The sequence below is a fragment of the Serratia sp. PGPR-27 genome (assembly GCF_022678525.1).
Taxonomy (GTDB): Bacteria; Pseudomonadota; Gammaproteobacteria; order Enterobacterales; family Enterobacteriaceae; genus Serratia; species Serratia nematodiphila.
The window spans coordinates 1-318 of the sequence record NZ_JALBYS010000088.1 but is presented as its reverse complement, the minus strand read 5'-3'; the positions used below and the strand labels follow the sequence as shown (position 1 = coordinate 318).

Sequence of the window (318 nt, the reverse complement as noted above, 5' to 3'; positions counted from 1 at the left end):
ACCTCCTTACCTAAAGATATTGCTTCGAGTGGCGTGCTCACACAGATTGTCTGATGAAAAAGTAACGAGCAAAAGCGTCATAAAAGTACGGTGTCGTGTCCCCTTCGTCTAGAGGCCTAGGACACCGCCCTTTCACGGCGGTAACAGGGGTTCGAATCCCCTAGGGGACGCCAAGCTTCCGACCCACCCGGTGAAAGCGGCGGTCCAAAGTATCTGACGATACACCATATCTTAAAGATGACTTCCGAGTCATGTTTAAGATATTGCTCTTTAACAATCTGGAACAAGCTGAAAATTGAAACATGACGGCTGAAATTT

At 47.5% G+C, this 318-nt stretch carries 1 tRNA gene; it reads left to right on the top strand.

Features of this window, described 5'->3' with window-relative positions:
• Positions 1 to 97: 97 nt before the first annotated feature.
• A tRNA-Glu gene (locus MMS95_RS24135) sits at positions 98 to 173 on the top strand.
• Positions 174 to 318 lie beyond the last annotated feature (145 nt).